At 39.6% G+C, this 22,887-nt stretch carries 18 protein-coding genes; 12 read left to right on the top strand and 6 right to left on the bottom strand.

Translation table 11 applies throughout. The features are described from left to right. Window positions 1-30 precede the first annotated feature (30 nt). Window positions 31-1,050 (top strand): LPP20 family lipoprotein, encoded by a 1,020-nt coding sequence (locus OQE68_RS00525; protein ID WP_180568299.1) that lies wholly within the window; start codon window positions 31-33, stop codon window positions 1,048-1,050. A gap of 114 nt (window positions 1,051-1,164) precedes the next feature. On the opposite strand, the gene gbpA is transcribed toward OQE68_RS00525, so the two are convergent. Next, the gene (gene gbpA, locus OQE68_RS00520; RefSeq protein WP_255490843.1) at window positions 1,165-2,646 is read right to left on the bottom strand and encodes an N-acetylglucosamine-binding protein GbpA; all 1,482 of its coding nucleotides are present in this window, start codon (window positions 2,644-2,646) and stop codon (window positions 1,165-1,167) included. 717 nt (window positions 2,647-3,363) lie between these two features. Between gbpA and OQE68_RS00515 the strand changes: the two genes are divergently transcribed. After that, window positions 3,364-4,131: a thioesterase II family protein gene (locus OQE68_RS00515; protein ID WP_180568300.1), complete on the top strand. Its 768-nt coding sequence runs from the start codon at window positions 3,364-3,366 to the stop codon at window positions 4,129-4,131. Window positions 4,132-4,337: 206 nt separating this feature from the next. Here the strand turns inward: OQE68_RS00515 and OQE68_RS00510 are convergent, their stop codons facing one another. Continuing rightward, window positions 4,338-4,787: a universal stress protein gene (locus OQE68_RS00510; protein ID WP_180568301.1), complete on the bottom strand. Its 450-nt coding sequence runs from the start codon at window positions 4,785-4,787 to the stop codon at window positions 4,338-4,340. A gap of 334 nt (window positions 4,788-5,121) precedes the next feature. Between OQE68_RS00510 and OQE68_RS00505 the strand changes: the two genes are divergently transcribed. After that, complete coding sequence (locus OQE68_RS00505) at window positions 5,122-6,102, top strand: retention module-containing protein (protein WP_180568302.1); 981 nt, start codon at window positions 5,122-5,124, stop codon at window positions 6,100-6,102. A 20-nt stretch (window positions 6,103-6,122) separates the two neighbouring features. Here OQE68_RS00505 and OQE68_RS00500 read toward each other — a convergent pair whose 3' ends face one another. Next, window positions 6,123-7,793: an amidohydrolase gene (locus tag OQE68_RS00500; RefSeq protein WP_219340009.1), complete on the bottom strand. Its 1,671-nt coding sequence runs from the start codon at window positions 7,791-7,793 to the stop codon at window positions 6,123-6,125. A gap of 165 nt (window positions 7,794-7,958) precedes the next feature. On the opposite strand from OQE68_RS00500, the gene OQE68_RS00495 reads away from it, so the two are divergent. Both OQE68_RS00495 and OQE68_RS00490 read left to right on the top strand, forming a co-directional pair. Then, window positions 7,959-9,269, top strand: a complete 1,311-nt coding sequence (locus OQE68_RS00495; protein WP_180568304.1) for a M20/M25/M40 family metallo-hydrolase — start codon at window positions 7,959-7,961, stop codon at window positions 9,267-9,269. Window positions 9,270-9,361: 92 nt separating this feature from the next. After that, window positions 9,362-9,865 carry a hypothetical protein gene (locus OQE68_RS00490; RefSeq protein ID WP_180568305.1) on the top strand — a complete coding sequence of 168 codons (504 nt, stop codon included), beginning with the start codon at window positions 9,362-9,364 and terminating at the stop codon, window positions 9,863-9,865. Window positions 9,866-10,014: 149 nt separating this feature from the next. Here OQE68_RS00490 and OQE68_RS00485 read toward each other — a convergent pair whose 3' ends face one another. After that, a complete protein-coding gene (locus OQE68_RS00485) occupies window positions 10,015-10,440 on the bottom strand; it encodes a GNAT family N-acetyltransferase (RefSeq protein ID WP_180568306.1) in 426 nt (141 codons plus the stop codon). A gap of 150 nt (window positions 10,441-10,590) precedes the next feature. Between OQE68_RS00485 and OQE68_RS00480 the strand changes: the two genes are divergently transcribed. Next, window positions 10,591-11,013: a ClpX C4-type zinc finger protein gene (locus OQE68_RS00480; protein ID WP_180568307.1), complete on the top strand. Its 423-nt coding sequence runs from the start codon at window positions 10,591-10,593 to the stop codon at window positions 11,011-11,013. 131 nt (window positions 11,014-11,144) lie between these two features. Further along, window positions 11,145-11,747: a putative periplasmic lipoprotein gene (locus OQE68_RS00475; RefSeq protein WP_180568308.1), complete on the top strand. Its 603-nt coding sequence runs from the start codon at window positions 11,145-11,147 to the stop codon at window positions 11,745-11,747. A 71-nt stretch (window positions 11,748-11,818) separates the two neighbouring features. Here the strand turns inward: OQE68_RS00475 and OQE68_RS00470 are convergent, their stop codons facing one another. Beyond that, the gene (locus OQE68_RS00470; protein WP_180568309.1) at window positions 11,819-12,382 is read right to left on the bottom strand and encodes a hypothetical protein; all 564 of its coding nucleotides are present in this window, start codon (window positions 12,380-12,382) and stop codon (window positions 11,819-11,821) included. Between the two features lie 315 nt (window positions 12,383-12,697). On the opposite strand from OQE68_RS00470, the gene yidD reads away from it, so the two are divergent. Continuing rightward, window positions 12,698-12,991 (top strand): membrane protein insertion efficiency factor YidD, encoded by a 294-nt coding sequence (gene yidD / locus OQE68_RS00465; RefSeq protein WP_180568310.1) that lies wholly within the window; start codon window positions 12,698-12,700, stop codon window positions 12,989-12,991. A gap of 73 nt (window positions 12,992-13,064) precedes the next feature. On the opposite strand, the gene OQE68_RS00460 is transcribed toward yidD, so the two are convergent. After that, on the bottom strand, window positions 13,065-14,057 hold the full coding sequence (locus OQE68_RS00460) for a GlxA family transcriptional regulator (RefSeq protein ID WP_180568311.1): 993 nt from the start codon (window positions 14,055-14,057) through the stop codon (window positions 13,065-13,067). A gap of 231 nt (window positions 14,058-14,288) precedes the next feature. On the opposite strand from OQE68_RS00460, the gene OQE68_RS00455 reads away from it, so the two are divergent. From OQE68_RS00455 to OQE68_RS00440, 4 genes are all read left to right on the top strand, one after another. Then, window positions 14,289-16,133: a beta-ketoacyl synthase gene (locus OQE68_RS00455; RefSeq protein WP_180568312.1), complete on the top strand. Its 1,845-nt coding sequence runs from the start codon at window positions 14,289-14,291 to the stop codon at window positions 16,131-16,133. A 483-nt stretch (window positions 16,134-16,616) separates the two neighbouring features. Beyond that, entirely contained in the window at window positions 16,617-16,853 is a 237-nt protein-coding gene (locus OQE68_RS00450; RefSeq protein ID WP_180568313.1) for a hypothetical protein, read from the top strand. 316 nt (window positions 16,854-17,169) lie between these two features. Then, complete coding sequence (locus tag OQE68_RS00445) at window positions 17,170-17,946, top strand: hypothetical protein (RefSeq protein WP_180568314.1); 777 nt, start codon at window positions 17,170-17,172, stop codon at window positions 17,944-17,946. 769 nt (window positions 17,947-18,715) lie between these two features. Next, window positions 18,716-22,822, top strand: coding sequence for a calcium-binding protein (locus OQE68_RS00440; RefSeq protein WP_266195405.1), 4,107 nt, complete (start codon window positions 18,716-18,718; stop codon window positions 22,820-22,822). The last annotated feature ends 65 nt before the right edge of the window (window positions 22,823-22,887 follow it).

The raw sequence follows: 22,887 nt of genomic DNA, 5'->3' as shown, positions 1-22,887 counted from the left end.
TTTGCAAAAATGATTAAATGAGAAGGCTTTATGGTTAGCATACTAAGTAAGAAAATACGGCAGTATCAGCAGTATTACTGGTACTTATCTATTTTATGTTTGGCTGTTATTACAGGTTGTGCTGGGCCTGTAAAGCAGCCTGAATGGTTGACTTCTCAACCAGCCAGCTACCCAGCCAAACAATACTTAGTGGCAGTAGGTGAGGCTGACAACCAAGCTCTAGCTGATAATCGAGCGTTAGCCAATTTAGCTAAAATTTTTGAAGTGTCAATTGCTGATATCTCAACTGATTTGGTGCAGTCGAGTGTGTCAGGTCATGGTGTAAATAGAAAAATAAAAACAGAGCAACAGCTAAGTCGCTCAATTAATACGGAAGTAAGACAGGTGCTGGAAGGGGCGCGAATAACAGACCGTTATAAAGGAGCAAATGGCTTATATCACAGTTTGGTAGTGCTTAAAAAATCTGCTGTTGGTCGTCCATTAAGACGATCCATTTTAGCCGCTGATAGAGAAACCACTAATTTGATTGCGTTTGCTAAACATCAAGAAGCCACTAACCCTTTTCTTGCTTTGGCTACCTTGGATAAAGCACAACAAGTGCAGCGACAACGGGCAAGTAATAACCGTAAGCTACATGTTTTGTCTGGAAGAGGGGTAAATGAAAAAAACAGTAGTGCTGACATCGAACAAATGATTCGTCAGCTGATAGCTGACTTGCGCTTTGAAATTGATGCTGATACGCAAGAAGAGTTTGATTTACTCTCAGCGGCATTAGGTGGTGTGGGAAGCCAAATTGCAGACAATGCTCCCTATCTGGTTAACTTGAAGTTAGATAAGTTGCCAATTAAATATCGACAAAATTGGTATTGGCAAAGGGGGGCTGTTGAATTAACCATCTATAATGATAGTGGTGCTATAGTCAAAAAACGCTGGCCGTTTAAAGTGTCAGGGCAAGAACCCGATTTAACAGAACAGCGGTTATATGATCATTTAACTGAGCACTTGCCTGGTTACTTTTATACATTATTAACTGATACCTTGTCGAAATAACCTAGCTTAAAAAAGTAGGTTTTACAAAGTAAATGGTTATAAATTAACTATAGTTGTAAAATTTAAACGGCCTATAAGTTAATCTTTATAGGCCTTTTGTTTATTGGTCAGAGATTATTTTACTTCCCAAGCTGATTGCCAGGCACTACCTACACCTGGTTCAAACTGGTTAGCATACTTAGACCATTGCTGACAGTAGCCACTGTATGGAAATGGTTTACACTGGTAAATTTTTCCATCTTTGGGCTGTAATACAGTCGTGCCTGCTTTATAGCTTGATACACCTTCTGGGAATTTAAAATCATAATCACCTGAAGGATCGGGATTTGGTTTGTCTCCACCGTCTTTTACTAACTCAAATGAATAGGTTTGTTGCATAAAACTGCTAGCAATGCCCTGTGCTTTCGCTTTTATGACCAAGGTATGCTTGCCTGGAATTGCATTGGTTATATTGACCTGAACATTTTTAGAAGCGTTATCAATAGGCTCTGAACCAAATGCCACTTGTGAATTATTAGGGCCATATATAGTGTAATCAATTTTCAATTTAGCTTGAGTCGTTAACGTAAAGTCGACAATTGCTTGATTATCGGTAATAGTGTATTTATCTTGAAGCCCACCTACATCTACCTGTGGGTCAGGTTGTTGGTCTTTATTAATTTGAATTTCTACACGCTTAATTCCACTGTCTTTTAAGGCGTAAATATTATTTTTACCCATTGCTGGCACAACATTGCCTTTGGCGTCTACATGACCTGCTGCGATCTTTGTTTGCTTGTTATTAATCGCTTTGGCCAATAAGTAAGGCCAGTTATTTTTACGTCCATCATCGGTTGTATTGATTGCCAGCTCAGTTGCCATATCCGGTAACTCTCCTTGGTCATCGAATACTCTGGCTTTTACGCTATCACCTGGCTTAAGTGTAATGGTAGGGTTAATATCGCCTATGTCAGTCCAGTTATTGGTGGGATTGGGGTTTGGATTAGGGCTTGGATCGGTACCACCATCAAAGTTGACATCGATCGCTTGATAAAAGCTCATCGCTGTATCGCCTACATCCCATACTGCTAGAATGACGTGATATCCTTGGCGGTTAGGTACATTACACTGATGAGAGACTGTTTTAGGTGGCTTTTTATTATAGGGAATGTTACAGAATGGTGTTAGCTCAAATGAGCTGCGTTTAAGCGTAGCATTTTTATTCCACCCCTGTTTAGTCATATAATATTTAAAATCTTTTGTGACATGATTGGCTGTGAAAGTCCAAGTAAACGTATTATTGCCGGGCTTTATATTGTTTTTATTCCAGCGGTCAACCGTTTGTTCATTCAACTGAGAAAACTGAACCAGACCTGCACTGGCTATTTTGCCGTCAGCAGGACCACCATTAGGAAAGCCGTCAGGCCCTTCAACACTTTGTGGTTCATATTGTACTGGACCACACTTCACGTTATCTCCCTGTTTGCACTTTAATGAGCGTGACTCAGGCTGTGATACATAACCATGGGCAAAAACACCCTGGGCAATAATAACAGAGCACATAAGAGCAATTTTAGTTAAACCAATAGGAATAATATTTGAACCTTGTACTTTCATTGGAAGTGCCTCACTTATTTATTGATTGAATATTTAGATAGAAACTAATTAATTATCTTAGTATAGAAGACCCGAATAGATTTAATCTGTTGTACTTCAAATTAATAGAAGTCGCTAAATTTTGAAGTTGGTATATGTTTCGGTCATTTTGGCTATAGAAAGAAGTGGTTGTTTGTAAGTGTTTGGTCATAAAATATAAAAGTTTTGTGATTCAAATTCGAAATTATTTTTAATAAACAATTAGAAATATACTCTTCGCGAATGATTTTTAGGCTTTGTTACCATCGCTCTTGTGCCCTAGGGGTATAAATAATCCTTCGCTGTGAGTATATACCACTTTATTTTTACACCTAAAAATGATTCATGATGGGTATATGTATAAAAATATTTTTGGGGAATAACTAAAAATTAGTCTTTGCATCTAAAAGTGAATCATGATGGACATGTGTTGTGTAGGCTATCAATAAGAGGGTTAACAATAGGGTAATCTCGCGAATAACAATCAATGCAACGTGTTAGGCAATGCAACGTATTAGGTATTAGCGACTTCTGAAGTATTAGCTATTTGAGTGAATACTTCTTTGAAATAGTTTCCATATTTTTATATCTTCTTTATTTTGTTGTTTGAAAGTCAGTTAAATGACACAAAAGGTCTGTTAATGGTTCTAAATATTTGGACATTAATAAACTTGATAGAAAAATTAGGTAGGAAATGAGTTGATAAATAATAAACCATTAAGGCCAGCAAAGGGTTACTTTGATGATGTAAACGGCCATAACGCCAAGTTAACACTATTTTGCTTTCCCTATGCTGGTGGCAGTGCTGCAATTTATTACCATTGGCCACAGCTGCTGAAAGCTAAGATAGCGGTTTGTCCTGCTTATTTACCTGGTCGGGGAATACGTTTTGATGAGACTCCCATTGATCAACTGGATTGTTTAACAAATAAGCTGTTATCTGCTATTACCCCTTATTTAGATCGTCCCTATGCCTTGTTTGGGCATAGCATGGGAGCACTCATTGCATATGAGTTGACTCAAAAAATTTGCCAAGCAGGTTTAACACAACCTGAGCACTTGTTTGTATCAGGTAGACAAGCACCACATGTATCTCGGAAAAAATGCAATATACATCATTTGTCAGATAGTGAGTTAAAGGTTGAGTTGAAACAACTGAATGGTACACCACAAGAAGTATTGAACTCGGATGAGTTAATGGAGTTGATGTTGCCTGTGGTACGAGCAGATTTTAAGCTGGTAGAAACTTATCAGCTTACAGAGCATGCTCCATTAACCATCCCGATCACGGCATTTACAGGCACTCTTGATGTTGATATTCCTTTGGCTGATGTTATTGCCTGGCACCAGCACACATGTAATCAATTTAATTACTATGAACTACCAGGAGACCACTTTTTTATTCACCAGATGAAAGACGATATGTGTCAAATTATCAGTAACAGTCTATTGGACTCCAGCCCGTAACTATGGATAGGTAATTGTGAACAAGTGATTGTAGATATACCCAAAGCGGAGGATTGTTAGTTGCAGCTGTCGAGTAATGAAATCCTATGAGCCTAAAAATCGTTCGCGAAGGGTATATCATTGAGTGGCTCTCAGAGATATCCACTTGATGTTGTATGTGAGTATTCTCTGAGATAAGAGGGCATGTAGAATGACTGACTTTGCAATTAATGATGTGTTGTTTCTTCTCCCCGTCTTAACACGATGACTGGACAGGGAGCCAAACGTACCACCCGCTCTGCAACCGAACCTAACATGAGTCGTTTAATACCATGGTAGCCATGAGAAGGAATGATTATTAAGCTGGCACTCGCTTCTTTAGCATAAGCTACAATTTCTTCACCAGGTTTACCGGTAAGTAATGTCCAATTCAGTTCTTGCCACTGATGGTTTTGAATAAATTGCTGAAAATGCTTCTCTATTTGCTTGGTATGCTCAGCTTCATCCAACTGTACATAAGCTGTACCACAAGTAATGTAAGTGGTTGGACATTTCACATGAACAAGCGTCACCTGCTTAGGAGAGTTGACCAATTCTAATGCGGTGTTAACTGCACCGACACACTCCTCTGAAAAATCAATGGGAACAATGACTGAATTAAATGAAAGTAAGCTCATTTGAGGGCTCCTAACGGTTTATTGTTGTCCTGCTTTTAGTATCTTTGATCCATCACAGTGATGAGATGACCTGAATCAACAATTATTTTACATAGGATATCTGACTTGAATATTTCACTGAAACTTGGCGACTACGTTGACAAACACCGGAATTGAACGTGATGCTTTATGTCAATTTCATCAGACTTGGGCTAACGCAAGACAGTCATTTCTTCTGACATAAAAGTGTCTACTGACTACCATTTCTATCGTTGTCTACTAATCTACTGAATAGAGGGTTTTAACCTTTAATTCTGTACTTAGTGATAGCGCTTCATACCAGGTAAACATAGTAATGGCCACTTCAACTCAAGCAACTAAAACAGCGATTGGTTTTGTAAAAAAGTCTTATGGCGAGGTATATGCTTATGACGCAAGTGGGCAGCAACGAATTTTAAAGTCCGGTGAAGAGGTTTATGGGTTTGATACCATTAAAACGTACTCTGGGTTTATTATGGTGGAGTTTGTTGATGGTAGCTGGATGGATATGGGTGCCGATGACCAAATGACGTTTAATGAGAGTCTATTCGGTAAAAAGGCATTAACCGCTTTAATGAACATTGAACCAGATGATGTAACACTTATTAAAGAAGCATTAGTGGCAGGTAAAGACCCTACCGATATTGCCCAGCCTACAGCAGCAGGCCCTGCAACTGAAGGCGCTATAGAAGACTTGGGTTCTACTCCTCCAATTATTGGGCGTGAGCCTCAAGCCGTTTTATCAGAAGAAATTCTACCTTCAATTACCACCACAGGAATAGAGCAGAGGGAGAGCCAGGCGCGCACAATTTCAGAAATTGAAGTAGACGAACCTGATAAAGCGATTGCTATAACACCTGTACCGGTTAGCATAATAGGGACGGCAGCAGATGATATTATTTTTGGCACGTCAGGGGATGACTTAATTGAAGCTGGCCCAGGCAATGACACAATTACTGGTAATAGTGGAGCTGATGGCTTTGTTTGGAGTCAGGGCGATGATGGTACAGCCATCGCACCTGCCGTCGATACGATTACTGACTTTAGTCGAGGTGAAGGTGATTTTTTAAATGTCAGTGATTTATTGGTAGGGGAAGATGCCAGCAATTTAGACCAGTTTCTACAGCTTAATTTTGCTGGGGGCAGTACACTCATTAATATTAGCCCTGATGGCTCTGGAGTTGTCACACAACAAGTGTTGCTGAGTGGTGTTGATTTATCTGTTGATTTTGGTACAGCTGATTCAGCCACTATCGTTACTAATTTACTTGATGAAGGGAGTGTGGTAATTACCTGATTACCACACTCTCGCTGTAGCTATTGTTTTGCTAGTTGTGTAGAGGGTTGTTGGTAAACTGGTTTTCCTGCCACCCAAGTTGCAGCAACTTGAACTTTCCAAAGTGATTGCTTATTGACTGCAAAAGGATTTTGCTCTAATAAAATAAAGTCAGCCCAATGCCCGGGCTGTAAATTACCTACTTTATCTTCCTGATAGGCTGCATAAGCAGCATTATAGGTAAACAGTTTAAGAGCTTCTGCTACTGTTAATTTCTCTTCAGGGTACCAGCCTTTTGGGGGGTGATTATTATGATCCTGACGAGTGACTGCAGCATGGATACCATAAAAGGGGTTTGCTGGCTCTACCGGAAAGTCAGAACCACCTGCAATAAGTGCATTATTATTCATCAGCTTACGCCAGGCATAGGCCCCTTTAATCCGTTGTGGCCCTAGCCGATCTTCAGCCATGTTTTTATCACTGGTTGCATGAATTGGTTGCATGGATGGAATGATATTAAGCTTGGCAAAACGGGGGATATCCTCAAGCTGAATCACTTGTGAGTGTTCTATGCGATGCCTAGAGGCTTGTTTTGAGGCTAGCTTATTCAGTCGCTGAAATATATTCAGAGCCTCACTGTTTCCACGATCACCAATAGCGTGGATATTCACCTGAAAACCATGGTTTTGAGCTTGTTTGGCTAATAGTAATAATTGCTTGGATGGATATAACAGTAATCCTTTATGATTGTTTTTATCACTATAACTGTCGTGTAGTGCAGCTCCACGACTACCGAGAGCGCCGTCAAAAAATAACTTGATGCTACGAATGGTTAGGTAGTCATTGTGAGATATAAAGGGGCCTGCTTTAATTAGCTGGTCAACGTTTTTGTCACTACCCGACAGCATGGCATATACCCGGATAGGGAGCTGCGACTGCTCAGCAAGGGTTTTATAGGCGGCAACTGTCTGACTGTTGATGCCTGCATCGTGAACACTGGTTAAGCCTAATTTAGCTAACTGATTTAATGCTTCGGGCAGTAGAGCGATCTCTTCCTGTAGCGAAATTTCAGGAATATGCTTACTGATAAGATCCATTGCATTATCAATAAAAATACCAGTAGGGTTACCTTCACTGTCGCGAATAATTTGTCCACCTTCTGGGTCTGGTGTCGTACGACTGATACCGGCTATTTGCATCGCTTTAGAATTGGCCCAGCCTGCATGGCCATCAACCCGTCTTAACCAGACAGGACGATCTTTAATTTGCTTATCTAGCATAACGGCTGTTGGGTATTGTTTACCTGGCCAGAGAACTTGGTTCCAACCTCGCCCTTGTAACCATTTTAGTTTTGGGTGGCTATTACGGTAAGCAACAACTCGTTTAACTGAGTCGGCAGCTGATGCTGAATTGCGTAAATGAATTTGTAGCTTTGCTAAGGCGTATCCTTTGATATGACCATGCGCATCAATTAATCCTGGTAGCATCGTTCTACCTTGACCATTGAGTCGTTTACCTTGATAACTGGAGGGAATATCTGTTGCTGCTTTATAAATGTTTTTTACTTTCCCTGAGTTAATGTGAATGGCTTTGAAAGGTTGCCATTGGTCTTTTTCCAAAAGATAGCCATTAAGGTTGTCAATAAGTAACTCCTCCGCTTGAGAGGAGTAAATCCAGAGAAAGGTAGCAATAAGCAGGAGTGTTTTTCGCATAATTTTTTTCATTATTGTTAGTTAGTATCAGGGAGCTGATAACAAGCCCTAAAAATAAAGTGATATATACTCACTATGAAGGGTATATAAAAAACAAAAGTTAATTGCAGTTATATTAAAGCATCCATAAAATCAACTAATCATTAATATTAATAAGGATGCAGCATGGTTAAGTTAAGGACAGTAGTGCTTACATCAAGTGTGATAGCAACATGTTTTGCTCAAACCACTCTGGCACAAATGAATAGTAAAGACCATAAATGGATTACGTTAGGCAAAGATGCCGCTCTCACAATAGAGCAATTAGTCCCTGGTTTATTGTCTGAAAGAAAAATTATCAAGAAGCCTGTTGTCAATGGAGAAGTAAGTAATAACGATAATATATCGCCTGATAAACAATCGACAATAGTCGTCAGATCAATCAACAGCAAGCGTATTGAAGTGTTATCAGTTTATATGCATCGGTTGTTTAACCGCTGTGGTGGGTTTATGGTGCATCCAAGCTATCAGTCTGCTCACAAGTTTTTAAAGCAAACACACCGTTATGTAGACCGGGCAAAACATCGTGCGGCCAGTGATATTGCAGAGACTACATATTCGATTAATCAACAACAGCAAGTAGCACAATTATTACCACAAATAACGGAGTCCCAAATTAGGCATACCATTGGTAAGCTTTCAGCTTACCAAAACCGTTACTATTTGAGTGAAACAGGTGTGCAGGCTGCTAAGTTTATTAAGCGACAGTGGGCGCATTTAGCGCGCAACCGAGATGACATACAGGTTAAATTGTTTAACCATGATTCATACCCTCAGTCATCGGTAATTATGACGATACCGGGTAAAACCAAGCCTGATGAAATTGTGGTGGTGGGTGGTCACTTAGATTCGATTAATGGTGGCGATCCTCGGCTCACTGCATTAGCCCCCGGTGCAGATGATAATGCTTCTGGTATTGCCACCATTACTGAAATTATTCGAGTGTTATTAAAAAATGATTTTTATCCTGAACGCACGATTCAGTTTATGGGATATGCAGCAGAAGAAATTGGTTTATTAGGCTCTTCAGATATTGCTGCACAATATCGAGAGGCAAACAAAAAGATAGTAGGTGTAGTACAGTTTGATATGACTAACTTCCAAGGAAGTGCCAATGATATTGTGTTAATGGAAGATTATACTGACCCAGCACAAAACCAGTTTTTAGCCCGCTTAGCCAGAACCTATTTACCTGAAATGCAAATTGGTTATTCCAAGTGTGGTTATGGCTGTTCTGATCATGCCTCTTGGACAGCCAATGGTTATCCTGCCTCTTTCCCGTTTGAAGCTACTATGGATAAACTGAACTGGAAAATACACTCCACAGAAGACACTATAGAGCAGTCTGGTGGTCATGCGTTACATGCACATAAATTTGCCAAACTAGGCATTGCTTATGTAGTGGAAGTCGCTATACCCTTCTCGCATGATTTTTAGGCTTTGGGTAAAAATCAGAGCTGCGTTTATAGTTGTTAGAAGAAGCTGAAAAACAGGGATATACGAAGGATATACTGAAGTAAGGAGAACAGATGAAAATAAAAGGGCTATTTAAATCATTAGCAGTCATTAGTCTTAGCTGTCAATTAAGTTGGGCAGCGGATTTAAATGAAGGAATTACCTGTGGGTTGGTAGATAAACCCCCTGAGTCACTTAAATCGGTTCACAACAACCTAGCGGGTCAACTCGATTATTCAGGTGCTCTGCGCCAGGTAATGAATTATGTGTTTACCCCTTTACCTGAGCGAGGGTACGACGTTGACAATTTTTTATATTATTTACAGGTCTTATATGAAGACAGCTTGGGAGTAACCGTTACCCCACGAGAGTTAGACTTGCTTTTGTGCACTTTTTTAAGTGAATCGACAATTACGCTATATCCAAATCATAGTGAAGCAGGACTGGCAAGTTTTTCACCAGAACAGTATTACTTATTCTATTTAAAGTTGAATATTTTAGATGGCTTTATGGCCCATGGCTGGTTACTGGTACATAAACAGACAGGGCAAGTGACTTTAGCGGCTTTGGATGACTAAAAGCCTTCATAAGTATTATTAACAGAATATACCCAATGCGAAGGATTTTTAGGTGAGGAACGAAGACAGTTAAATGCTCCTGAATTAACTGCATTCCCACCATCCATGGTGATCATAACAAAACCTAAAAATGATTCGCGACGGGTATATCATGACGTTTGATTGGCTTTTTCAAGTAGCTTAATTGAATTCATATTAGGAAGTGTAATAGCAGCATAGAGCCTATGAATAGGCATTTGGCTGATTAAATTAAATAGCTGGTGATATAGTTTATAACCAATACCTAAACCAGTGGAATCTGGTTTAATATAGATTGTCACTTCTGAAGAGGTTTGGTAAGCAGCCCTTTCCTTAAATTGTGCATTATAGGCAAAACCAACAACTTGCTCTTGCCATTCAGCAACTAGCAGATAATAAAGAGAGTTGTTATTAAATGCTTTATACCATGAACGTCGTTTTTCAATAGACCAAGGCTCAATATCAAAAGTGGCGTTCGTTTTTAACACATAGTAGTTGTATATTTCATTGATCTGGGCTAGGTCTGGAGAGGTTGCTGGCCTTATTTTTGCTTTCATAGCTAACTCTTTTTTCCAGTGAACAAAATGTTAATGATGAGGTAGTGTAAATCTCATGGTTGCTGAGGCCAAGGCTTTGCAAGACTAAGTATTTGGTAGGTTGGCTTTATAAGATCTAAACTTATTTAGATCTTATATGGTGTTCAGGTTATGATCAAATTTGAGGTTTATATAAATGATAAGCTTTATTCCGAAGCTGATGTAGCATTTGGTGATCAGTTAGAAACAGCTGTCTTCAAATTAGTCGGCGATGAAGGTATTGGCATGGTAATGACAGCTTTTTTACCAACCTCGCTTGAGTCAAAAAAATATTTGAACTGGGAGTATGAATATTTAGATGTTGGTGATGAAATAAGGATTAAACTGACTAAAGCTGAAGCAGCGGAAACAACCCAGATAACAGATCATACTGAACCTGAAAATGAAGAAAAAGCCGAAAGCAGCTTATTTTGCTCATTTTGTGGCAAAGGTGATTTAGAAGTAAGAAAAGTTATCTGTGGTGAAGAGGGTAATATCTGTGATGAATGTATAGAGCTTTGCTACAGTGTGATTGAGGATGAAAAACAACGTTAATACTGTAAACACTCCTTACTATGGCTGTATAGTAACAATATGCAAAATGATAAAAAGTAAAAAATCTACTTGATGTCATTATTATATTCTAGCATGATACCCCACCTACAATTTAAGGGTAGGTATTTTACATGAAACACATGCGTTTACTGGTTATTTTGGCTTGTACTATTTTTGCTGGATGTGCATCTAACCCAATGCTTGTTTCACAGCAGCAGACTATAAAAGTAGTTGATTCAAGTCTATCTCAAGTGGTTTTTCTCCGTTCCTCTTTTGTCGGTAGTGCTATTAGTGCATCATTATATGATGTGACTAATGGAGAGCCTGAGTTTATTGGAATTATCGCTAATGGTACTAAAATCGCCTATGATACGACACCTGGTCCACATACTTTTATGGTAGTTTCGGAGGCGGCAGACTTTTTACAAGCTGAGATTTTACCTGGAAAAACATACTATAGCCTTGTGACCCCAAGAATGGGTATGTGGAAGGCAAGATTTTCCTTATGGCCCATTCGTAATGACAGCTCTTCCAAGTTTAATACAAGTATGCCTGAGTTTAAAAAATGGCTTGATAATACAAAACTTGTTGAAAATTCAGACAAATCAAAAGCATGGTATAAAAAGAATGCAAATAGTGTGAAAAGCAAACAGGTAGAGTATTGGCCAGTATGGAAAGAGAAATCAGCTGAAGATATAGAAAAGCGTACACTAAATCCTCAAGACGGTATTTAAAAACTGTCTGATGCCAAGCGATTATAATCAGCTTGGCATCTTTTCTTTTTCTAATATTTTAATCATTATTATTATTCGGTTAGGCACTGAAACACATACCCCATTAAATATTCATGAATTTCTTTACAGCGTTCATTTTTAAGGTCGTAAATTGATGACTCTGCTGGAAAATAAACTTTCCATTGCCCTTGATCCTGGGGGGTTAAGGTTATTTGGGTATTGGTGGTGGCGAGTTTGACTGGCGTGGTGGAGGCGACTACTGGAATTGCGAATGCATCTCCTATCTGTATATATAGACCTGCCTGATCTTTGTTTTCAGCTCCTTTGCAACCTGCGAGTAAACAAAACTTAAAACGAGTTGGAGTGAGCCCTAAGGCAACAATGTTTTTAGCAATTTCGCTACCTGACAAATAGGCTTTGTAACCACCACTGTTGTAATCGGTAATAAAGTTTTGATTATTGGCATGGCTGAGCAGGGTAATTGGGTGTATTTTATTACCGTTATAACTATGAAGATCTGGGTTTTTCCAATAGCGTTTAGCGACACAGGCTGCATCCATACTAACAATTTGCAAATAATCGTCCAATGCAGAGTCATTTTTTGATATTTCTACTATTAGGCTTTTTTTTAGCATTTTTTCTTCCTTGAATACTGTAATTATGTCCCTTATTTGTCGGTTTTGCTGCAAATCCTGTTTTATAATTAAAAAAGAACGTTTTATAGATGCCTAAAATATTAAGATGAAGTTATATAGAAGTATATAGAGGGGCGGCCGTTATACTAAAGTACATTTCGCTATAGCCTTCTCGAATGATTATTGGCTACCTCCAGTGTATACCCAATGCGAGTGGTTTTTAGGGGCGGCCGTCGAGCGACGACAACAATCCCTAAAAATCACTCGAGAAGGGTATAACTGGTTTTAGTGTGAGGTTGGCGATAGAATCTACCTATGAAAGAGTTGTTCATGTTACTTATCAGAGCCTATCAGCTAGCAATTAGCCCGTTATTTGGCAGAAACTGTCGGTTTTATCCCAGCTGTTCTACTTATGCTCTTGAGGCTGTGGAGCAATACGGTGCAATTAAAGGCTGTTGGTTAGCTACTAGACGTTTACTGCGTTGTCATCCTTGGCATCCGGGTGGCTATGACCCTGTGCCAGGTACTGTTGATTGCTGTGAGCAAACTGAAACTGATAATAATCAATCTCAAGCTGCTGCTAATAATAAGACACATTCTAAAGGTTGAGATTTTTTAAAGACACCCTCACCCCAGCCCTCTCCCAGAGGGAGAGGGAGCTAAAAATGTCTTTTGCGACACCCTAAGTAAGCGAAAATAACTTCCCTCGTACCTGGTGCCGATAGTCACTAGGGCTCGCTAAGGCATGCTTTTTAAACGTACGTGCAAAATAACCTTCGTCGTTAAAACCAACTGCATCGGAAATTTCTGCAATGGTTAGGTTGGTATGGTTAAGTAGCTCTTTGGCAGCTTGAATTCTGATTTTTTGCAAATAACTGGACGGTGTTTGATGGGTAGCGGCTTTAAAGCGCCGGTTAAACGTTCGTAAACTCATTTGTAACTGTTCTGCCAATTGCTGCCAATGAATGGACTGACTGTGATTGGATGAAATCCATTGTTGGGCTTCAATAATTGCTTCATCCTGATGATTACGAGTATCTTCAAAAGAATAGAAAGAGGTTTCGTAAGGGCGGCGTATTTCCCGTGAAAATTGCTGCTCTACTCGGGTGGCAATTTTTTCTCCTAATAGCTTACCGATTAAATGTACGGTTAAATCGGCAATAGAGTTGACACTACCTGCGCAATAAATGCGTTCACTATGGGTGATTAAGTGATGACGACACAGCTCAATATTAGGGTAGCGGCGACTGAAAGTATCAAAATAGTACCAGTGTGTGGTGGCAGGTTGATTATCCAGTAAGCTTGCCTCTGCTATTAAGGCTACCCCCGTACCGGCTGCGCAGATCGTGGCTTGTCGTTGATACTGTTGTTGCAGCCACTTAATCAATGGTTGGTGGTTGTGAATAGTTGTATGTGGGTTGCGCCACAAGCCAGGGATGATAATTAAATCTGTTGTTTCAATATCTTTCAGTGAACAGTGGGGGGTAATACTTAACCCACCCGTAATAGCAACAGGTTGGCCATCCCAACTACCGACAATGATTTCCAGGGGCTGTTGGCGGGTTTTATGATAAGCCTGGAAAGTTGCATTGGCTGCATTCAACATTTCCATAGGTAAGGTTAGGCTGGTGCCTAGCATATGCTCAATGGCAATTAGAGTAATTCGAGTGTCCATCACATAACAGATTTTTCACCAGTGGGTAGTGACTAAATAATCCTAATATTTGGCGAAAATGTCCAGTCTTGTTAGTCAGAACGAAATTACACTGTAGTGAGTGTTGTTAGTGGTGCATCTAGTTCATCAGAATGCCTTTAGAGCGTCTACTCGTTCCAAAACCATTGGCTTATACCTTTCACTAGCCTCCAAAACGCCGTTATAGGTAAATCAACTTTAAGGGGTAATGGTTTGTCTAGACTTCCTGTTATTGTCGGTATGGGTGGTATTAACTCCGCTGGCCGTACCTCGTTACATCATAGTTACAAACGTTTAGTGATTGATCAGCTTACTCAAGCAGAAGCTGATAGTACCTGGCGAAGCCTGGCCCAGCTGATGGGGATTAATTATGGGGTTGATCAGCAGAATTATATCAAACAACATACCCTAATCCGTCAAATAGAGTCAGGCTATTTTGATACTGAACAACTGTCGTATCATCAAGCAGAACAATTTCAAGCAGGCGCCAGTGTCGTATTAGCAAAACGTAAGTTGCCTGCCGATATTCCATCCCATTGGCAGCTAGAAGATATTGATGCACGCCATGTAAAAGTCACTTTTACCGATATCCAAGCTTGGTTATTGCCTGCTACCCGGCAAGCGGCTGTCCGTGCTGCTGGACAATTACCTAGTGGATTTAAGCCTGATCAGTTATATCAATCCCGTAACCATCCCCGAGGCCTGCAGTTAACAGTCTATGGTGCATCTGATGCGTTAGGCTCAATAGGTGTTGATTGGCAACAGGTTATGCAATGGGTGAAGCCTGATCAAGTCGCTGTTTATGCAGGCAGTGGGATGAGCCAACTGGATTACAACGGCAATGGAGGCATGCTCAAAGCCCAGCTGTTGGGCAAGCGAGTTACGTCTAAGCAATGCCCATTAGGTATGGCAGAAATGCCAGCTGACTTTATCAATGCTTATTTGTTGGGAAGTGTTGGTAATACCGGTACCAGTATGGGTGCTTGTGCCACCTTCTTATATAACCTGAAAAATGGTATAGACGACATTCGTAGTGGTCGCTGCCGAGTTGCAATTGTTGGTAATGCGGAAGCCCCTTTGTTACCCGAAGTATTTGATGGCTATGGCACAATGGGTGCTTTGGCAACAGACAACGAGCTGCGGGCATTAGATAAGCTGGCAGCAGACCAGTCACTAAACTATCAACGTGCTTGCCGTCCATTTGGTGAAAACTGTGGGTTTACCTTGGCGGAGTCTGCTCAATTTGTCGTGTTATTCGATGATGAGCTAGCTTTGGAGCTGGGGGCTAATGTGCTGGGGGCAGTCGGTGATGTCTTTGTTAATGCCGATGGTTTTAAAAAATCTATTTCCGGCCCAGGTGTGGGTAATTATTTAACCATGGCTAAAGCGATGGCCTCTGCCCGTGCTGTTTTAGGCGAAGAAGCGCTGCGGTTAAGAAGTTTTGTCCAGGCCCATGGCACTGGTACGCCGCAGAACCGGGTAACAGAATCGCATATTTTGGATAAAGCCGCTGAAGTTTTTGGCATTACAGGCTGGCCGATTACTGCTGTAAAAGCGTTTGTTGGGCACTCTATTGGCGCAGCAGCCGGTGACCAGTTGGCAAGCACTTTGGGTGTTTGGCAGTATGGGGTATTGCCAGGTATTACCACAATTGATAAGCCTGCAGCAGATGTATATCAAACCCATTTAAAAATAAATACCCAGCATCAAACCGTAGATAAAAGCGCACTGGATATTGCATTATTGAATGCGAAAGGGTTTGGCGGAAATAATGCGACAGCATTTATTATCGCACCACATATCACCCAGCAAATGCTACAGAAAAAACATGGCAAGTCAGCCTATCGGCATTATTTAAAATCCAATGAGCAAGTGCAGGCCAATGTTGAAGCATACGATCAGCGTTGCATAGCTAATCAACAACAACCTATTTATCAGTTTGGTGAAGGGGTTATTGAAGGTGAAAATATTCAGTTTGATACCCAGGCAATTCGCTTGCCAGGGTTTGAGCATGAAGTTTCACTGGATTTAGATAACCCTTATCCTGATATGGTGTAATTGGAGAGTTTCGCTGAGCTATATGAGTTTTCATATAGCCTAGCCCAAATATTTCATCAAATCACAAAAAAATCCATGTAGTTCAGTGGTATCTGATGAAGTATTCGGGCTAGTGAGGACAGAATTTATGATTCCACAAGTATTTGAAGTAACGGCAATAGGCAAAGGGGCTATTTTTGTCATGCCAAAGCTATCATCAATGTGGCTGAACGATGATATAAAACATTTACGCTCAAACAGCAATTGATATGGTCTCAGCTGCTCGTGGTGTTGGTATTCCAGACACTCAAGAACAATATGATTTAATATGTAATTATGAAAAGGGAAGTCTCGATTAAAAAAGTCAACCTGCTCCCTAAGCAAAAAGAGTATCTGAGCAAATATTCCAAGAAACAACTAAAATAAGAAGGTTAGATTAAACCAGATGGTTGGAAGCCTGCTAAGGAATATGAGCTTTGGTAAAGCGCGACAAGATGTTTAAAAATGGTGTTTAGTAATACTGAGAAAGAAATTATATGGGTAGATACCTGGAACGATTTATATGATTTAATTGAAAAATATCCAGGTGGATATATATTGCTACCTGACTATATTGAAACTGATAAGGAAGGTGCTGAAGGTTGGATACAAAATGCTGCTTATGAAAGTAATCGAATTGTATTCAAGGTAGAGTATTTCAAAGGTAAAGAATCAATATTTATAAACAAGATGGAGGCATAAGCATTTAATAAGTTCAGATAAGAGGAACTTCTGATGTTGCACCACAATAAAAAACCCGCTGCAAGCATATGTCACTCGTACAAACTTCCATTAATATCCTATCTCAGCTGTGATCACCCCTGTTTAGGGTTGGTATATACGTATTTTCCGAGTAAAAATCATTATCTTTAATTTTTATTTTGAGCAATGATAAGGCAAGCTTATGAGTATGAATTATAGTTGCAATTATTATAGGTTTGGTTGAAATCTGTTCGCTTTATTGCTCTTCAATTCAAAGCCTCTTAACTTAATTATTGAAAAATCTCTTGTAATGCTAATGAAACGACTACCTACCCCTGCAGAAGTTAAAGTTAACTGTCTCATCTTTATTGCTGTGTTATGTGCGATGTGTGGGATCGTATACTATGGTAAAAACCCCAGTCCACCGGAGAGTGTGGAGCAACAGTATTTAAATCTGGGCTCCTACGAGCAATCTAAAGAAAAATTTAAGGACTTGTTATTGAACTCAGAAGACCCAGAACAAGTGGATTCGGCTTATAACGAATTTGTTGATGATGTTCAAAGTAACTTTGCCTTGATGGAAGGGGTAAAATCAGGGAAAGAAAAGTTATTTTACAGTATTTTGAGAACATTTATTGAGGAAACGGCACAAAAAAATATTCAATTGAATGATGTAATGATTGCAGTTCAATCACCGAGAATTCTTGACTACTCTATTTTAAAGCGGGAAGGTGAGTTTGAGTTTCAAATAGGAGTAGTTAGCGATTATATTAAAAAAGCAACTGAAAATAATGAGTATACTTTCAATGCAATTGTAAATTTACAAGAAAAGTTAAAAGCACTTGGGGAAGATAGTCAAATATATAAAAATTCAGTAAGTGCAATAAGTGAAACTTTCGCAAAACAGAAGCCTGTTTTGGAATTATTAGGCCAAGCACAAATCGATTATGGTAATCATTTGTTAGGTATATTAGAAAACCTAAAAAATAACAAAAAAGTATGGTTGTATGAAAATGATATGTTGGTAATTAATGATGATGGGGTGCTAACTAAACATAATCAGTTGTTTAATTTTCTGGAAGAAGATGAATAAAAAATAAATGATTTGGTAGAGCAGTTAGTTCCATTGCTATAAATGGCCTTTGATTTGAGTAAGACAATATTAAGTTTCCCCCAATAACAGCTTGAGAGGATAATTGCATTAGTGGTGTCTCAAACTTCTTCCTAATCCGCTGTCATTGCGAGGAAAAAATCTGACTAGGAATCCGAAGGGAGCAGTCAGACTTCTGGGAACCGGAAAAAGCACTCATCGGTTTTGCATCATAAAAGTTTTGTGCAATTGAAAAGAGTACAGAAGAGTAGGGGCAGTCCTATGATAGTAAGAGATTTTTCAGTAGATAGACTTATTCACGAAGTGAAGAAAATGAAAGAATTTCTACTAGGTTAGAAAACGATGAGATTAGAAGTGATATACGTAATAACACTTAATTGAAGGTAGGCGAAATAACTTAATTTTATATTTAAAATAAGCAAGCCTTATAATAATTTGAACTGGTTGATTTTTGAACCAGTGCGTATAAAATACCGACGCTTTATTGCTATTGAATGATTCGATCTTATTGATCTCAAGTAGCTTTTAGTTGTCATGACAATACTCGCTCTGGGTATGGGTGAGTTTTTGAAGTTCTCTTATTACGGATATAGGTAGAGTTGTGCATTACCGAAGTAAAAAACTAATTATCAAGCTTATATATGTCCTGTCTCTTCTGAGCTGTTCTACTGGATATGTTTTTGCTAAAACATATACTACAAGCTTGACTGGTGGTCAGGTTTTTAAAAGCAGGGGGGATGCTGAAGCAGCTATGAAGAGTACGAGTGATGCTGCTTCTTTACTTAGGTATGACTCAATACAGTCTAAAACAGCTAGTGAGATTATTTATCTGTATAAAATTCCCCCTAAAGACCCTAAATCAACTCCTTGGGTTTATCATCATGTACGCTGTGATGCTAAGGATGAAACATATACTACAGAACAAGCAGCTATTCTAGGTGGAATGAGAAAATATTATAATGGTTGTGGTGATCCATCTATAGAAAATAAAGGCCAGTGGGGAACACTTAATAATAAAACATCAGGATCGTGTGGTAGTACAAATACCTATCCTAAATACTACAAAGGCTTAGAATATATCAATACTAGAGGAGTCACAGTTAAATACTGTAAACATATTAATGGGGGAGTTTCTGATGGTTTTACTGTTTATCGTGAGCGAGAAGTGTTTGACTGCCCTGAGAATTATAAACCAAGTCCACTAGGTGTTAAGTGCGTTTATAAAGACAATATCGTTGCAACAATTAGTGAAAAATGTGAGCCGCATGAAAACTGTACTCCTCCAGAAACTGAAGAAACACCTGAGGAGTGTGAGGAAGGATTTGAATTGGTTAATGGAGAGTGCGTGCCAAAATGCCCAGAAGGATATGTACGTAATGAAAAAGGTGAATGCGTTTTAATAATTGAGATAATTAAAGATAATGGACCAGGAGACCCTTGTGATAAGAATCATCCAAATACTCGCCCAAGCGTAGGCGAGCCTATACGCATATCAACAGGTAATATGTTTCACCAAAATGTCGATATTACAGGACGCCTCCCACTAATCAGAACCTATAACAGTAGTACGGGTGAATGGACACATAATTATCAGACTTACTTAACTATTAATAATCAATTAATTTTACTAAAAGATGGTGATGGCAAGGGCTTTCAGTTTAAATTAAAGAATTCTGAGTGGGTAAGTGACCCTGATGTATTTCATAAGCTTGAAGAGACTACTGAGTACAACGCGGCTTGGAAAGTCACATTTTCAAATAATGTTATAGCCTGGTTTGATTTCAAAGGAAAAATTATTAAAAAACGTGTATTGGGTGGTGTAGAGCTCGATTTTATAAGGGAAGGAGCAAATCTTACTATCAATGATACGAAAAGTAATTATAAGTTAAATATGATTGTTGGTGAGTATGACCGTGTATTACAAGCTTCAATAGACCCCAATGAAAGAGTTGTTTATCAATACAGTGATCAAGGACAGTTATTATTTGTTACTTATCCTAATAGTAAAACTCGTCAATTTAATTATGAGGATAGTCGTTTCCCTAGATATCTAACCAGCTTAATTGATGAAAATGGTGTTGTAGCTATTAACTGGAAGTACGATAATCAAGGTCGAGCCATATCATCTGAGCGAGCTAACAGTAAAGAAAAATATACTCTTACCTATGGTGATGATTTTACAACAGTAGTGAATCCACTCGGTAAGGTCACAACCTATTATTTTAAAAAAATTCATGGAATTAAATACTTAACTGAAGTTACAGGTCATGCGTCTGAAAACTGTGCTGCTGCTAATCAGTCGTATGAGTATTATAGTAATGCGCTATTAAAAGCTAAAACTGATTGGAATGGAGTCAGAACCACTTATCAATATAACCAAAGAGGCCTAGAGGTGTCTAGAACTGAGGCATCAGGGACATCAGATTCATATACTGTTTACACTGAGTGGCACCCCTTTTTCGCTAAACCAACAAAAATTGCTGAGCCAGGCAAGGAAACAACATTAGAATATAGTGAGGCAGGACAGCTCATTAATTTAATCGAAAATGATACTACTTCTGTTTTTTATCGTGGTGGTAATGCAAATGGATTTTCAGAAGAAGTAATTGAAGACCCAAGTGATAAAGAGACTAGTGTCGTTATACCTGAAATAGAAGTTAAAGGCTCTGAATCAAGTGATTATTTGAATGGTACAAATAAGAGTGAATATTTAACTGGATTGATAGGAAATGACACACTTCTTGCAGGTGAAGGAAATGACGTACTAGAAGGTGGAAAAGGAAATGATAGCCTAGATGGTGGTGCGGGCAATGATATTTACTTATTTGGCCGAGGCGACGGACAGGATAGGATAAATAACTATGACCCTAGACAAGGGAGCCTTGATAAATTGCGATTTAAAAGTGGAGTATCTCCACAAGATGTAAGATTACGTCGTAATGCTAATCAATTAATTGCAGAAATTATAGGTACATCAGATAGTGTAATCATCAATAACTTTTTCCATAATGGCTATAATCTTGATGCTATTGAGTTTGATGATGGCACAAAGTGGTTATTGACTAAAATTAGGCAATTAGTACAGCGTCCGTCGGACGATAAGGACGAAATTCACGGCTATGAAAGCGATGATGAATTACATGGTGGGGCAGGTCATGATGTGATCTCAGGCCATCAAGGTGCGGACCGGCTGTTTGGTGACGCTGGGCATGATCGCCTGCTGGGGGATGACGGCGATGATGTGTTATTCGGTGGTGAAGGCAATGACAACCTATCAGGTGGCGCGGGTCAGGATCGTCTACATGGTGGTGAAGGCTCAGATACCTTAACGGGTTATACCGGTGATGACATACTGGATGGTGGCCCTGGTAATGACAATTCTGATGGTGGTGCGGGCAATGATATTTATTTGTTTGGCCGAGGGGATGGGCAAGACCGAATTACTAATTATGATCCAACGCCAACCCATATCGATATCTTGCGTTTTAAAGCTGGTATAGCGCCAAAAGATATTAAGCTGCGTCGGAGTGGTAATTTATTAATCGCAGAAATTATGGACACGTCAGATAATGTGATTGTGAATTATTTTTTCAATACAGGCTATGCGCTAGATGCTATTGAATTTAATGATGGCACAAAGTGGTCATTGACTAAAATTAGGCAATTAGTACAGCAGCCGTCGGATGATAAGGACGAAATTCACGGCTATGAAAGCGATGATGAATTACATGGTGGGGCAGGTCATGATGTGATCTCAGGCCATCAAGGTGCGGACCGGCTGTTTGGTGACGCTGGGCATGATCGCCTGCTGGGGGATGACGGCGATGATGTGTTATTCGGTGGTGAAGGCAATGACAACCTATCAGGTGGCGCGGGTCAGGATCGTCTACATGGTGGTGAAGGCTCAGATACCTTAACGGGTTATACCGGTGATGACATACTGGATGGTGGCCCTGGTAATGACAATTCTGATGGTGGTGCGGGCAATGATATTTATTTGTTTGGCCGAGGGGATGGGCAAGACCGAATTACTAATTATGATCCAACGCCAACCCATATCGATATCTTGCGTTTTAAAGCTGGTATAGCGCCAAAAGATATTAAGCTGCGTCGGAGTGGTAATTTATTAATCGCAGAAATTATGGACACGTCAGATAATGTGATTGTGAATTATTTTTTCAATACAGGCTATGCGCTAGATGCTATTGAATTTAATGATGGCACAAAGTGGTCATTGACTAAAATTAGGCAATTAGTACAGCAGCCGTCGGATGATAAGGACGAAATTCACGGCTATGAAAGCGATGATGAATTACATGGTGGGGCAGGTCATGATGTGATCTCAGGCCATCAAGGTGCGGACCGGCTGTTTGGTGACGCTGGGCATGATCGCCTGCTGGGGGATGACGGCGATGATGTGTTATTCGGTGGTGAAGGCAATGACAACCTATCAGGTGGCGCGGGTCAGGATCGTCTACATGGTGGTGAAGGCTCAGATACCTTAACGGGTTATACCGGTGATGACATACTGGATGGTGGCCCTGGTAATGACAATTCTGATGGTGGTGCGGGCAATGATATTTATTTGTTTGGCCGAGGGGATGGGCAAGACCGAATTACTAATTATGATCCAACGCCAACCCATATCGATATCTTGCGTTTTAAAGCTGGTATAGCGCCAAAAGATATTAAGCTGCGTCGGAGTGGTAATTTATTAATCGCAGAAATTATGGACACGTCAGATAATGTGATTGTGAATTATTTTTTCAATACAGGCTATGCGCTAGATGCCATCGAATTTAATGATGGCACAAAATGGAATCTCGATACAATTAAATCTAAAGCACAAACTAATTAATAACTAATTGTTTTTTTATTAGGCAGCCAATGCTGCCTAACAGCAGTTTTTTATATTTAAATATT

The organism is Spartinivicinus marinus (assembly GCF_026309355.1).
In the GTDB taxonomy this organism is placed as follows: Bacteria; Pseudomonadota; Gammaproteobacteria; order Pseudomonadales; family Zooshikellaceae; genus Spartinivicinus; species Spartinivicinus marinus.
This window is presented reverse-complemented; position numbering and strand designations above follow the sequence as displayed.